At 35.8% G+C, this 1,196-nt stretch carries 3 protein-coding genes; 1 reads left to right on the forward strand and 2 read right to left on the reverse strand.

Annotation, left to right across the window (positions count from 1 at the left end; all coding sequences use genetic code 11):
* A partial coding sequence (locus ACP5NR_RS08725) for an IS110 family transposase (protein WP_428006360.1) occupies positions 1-192 on the reverse strand: 192 nt, incomplete at its 3' end.
* 201 nt (positions 193-393) lie between these two features.
* Here ACP5NR_RS08725 and ACP5NR_RS08730 point away from each other — a divergent pair.
* Positions 394-636 (forward strand): hypothetical protein, encoded by a 243-nt coding sequence (locus tag ACP5NR_RS08730; protein WP_428006361.1) that lies wholly within the window; start codon positions 394-396, stop codon positions 634-636.
* Positions 637-1,019: 383 nt separating this feature from the next.
* On the opposite strand, the gene ACP5NR_RS08735 is transcribed toward ACP5NR_RS08730, so the two are convergent.
* Positions 1,020-1,196, reverse strand: a complete 177-nt coding sequence (locus tag ACP5NR_RS08735; RefSeq protein ID WP_428006362.1) for an ATP-binding protein — start codon at positions 1,194-1,196, stop codon at positions 1,020-1,022.

Below are 1,196 nucleotides of genomic sequence, written 5' to 3' on the forward strand. Positions count from 1 at the left end.
GCTATTGCTATATGTGCCGGTCGATTCCATGGCAATTGAAAAATCGTCATGAAGATTGTTCAATTTGTCCAAGAATTTCTTAAAGCCGTTTTGAGACTGTCTAAAGGTTAGGACAACATACTTATCATTCTGTGGATAGTAAAAAGCGGCATCGAATTTCTCAGCAGAGATATCTACACCAACATATACCATACAAATTCCTCCCTTTCATACACTCGTTATAAGTCCGACCTTTTGAGGTCATTACTCTAAATCATGTTTGTGGAGGAAGCTAAATCTAAACACAAGCTCAGGGGCTTAAGTATAAGACTAGCTTTCTACGCAGAATCTGATTTAGGTTTCAAGGTTCTTTAATTATTATTCTACACGAGTATATATTGGAAGGACGTTCTTTTGAGAGTTTGTGAAATTGTATTAAACCAAAATAACAATAATGATATAACACAATTAAGCAGACGTTTCTCAAAAGATCACCAAGAGTTTGAACAATATGAAAGTATAAGTAGTGGGGAAGATTACATATATGTTAATTTACGTGGTTTAAACGCAAACTATTTAGTTAATCTTACAAAACAAGTACTTAGATATTTTGGATATGATCCTGACAGAGACTTTAGAATTATAACAGAAGAATGAAGTGTACATAGAGGGTAAAGAGATTGGGATGGGATAAGATCTCTTATGCGAATATTTCTCACTATATATTTCGCATATAATACTGTTTTTGCCTCCATCCCCTTACTTTATGCGTATGCATCCCGCCTTCCGAACAATTTTCTCACCTTTTGCGTCTAAGTTGTGAAACGCTCTATTTATACTATCCATTTTTATGCTTTTTCTCCCTTAATAAAGAGGATCCTCCATGCGAGGATCCTTAATTTTATGTTATAATTTGTGTTGATTAATCTTCTCAACCCAATTCAACTTGAAAGAGACCTATCGGGTTGCCGGTGGGCTCTTTTTGTATAAAGTCAAGCAAAAATTGATCCACTGCGCCCATTAAAAGTGATCCACCTCAGTTATTTCTTTACTCCTTGCCTCCTTCTGTAACTTTCTCCGTTCATGTTCAAGATAATCGCGTTGTGTGTTATCCTGTCCAATAGAGCCATTGTCAGAGCCGTATCATGAAAGGTCTTTATCCAATCTGAAAAGATAAGATTCGTTGTTATGACCGTGCTTTTCCTTTCGTATCTCAT

The sequence above is a fragment of the Athalassotoga sp. genome, assembly GCF_049965695.1.
Taxonomy (GTDB): Bacteria; Thermotogota; Thermotogae; order Mesoaciditogales; family Mesoaciditogaceae; genus Athalassotoga.

Coding starts and splice junctions, on each gene's coding strand:
- ACP5NR_RS08735 (WP_428006362.1), bottom strand. CDS start 1,196: ATGAGATACGAAAGGAAAAGCACGGTCATAACAACGAATCTTATCTTT.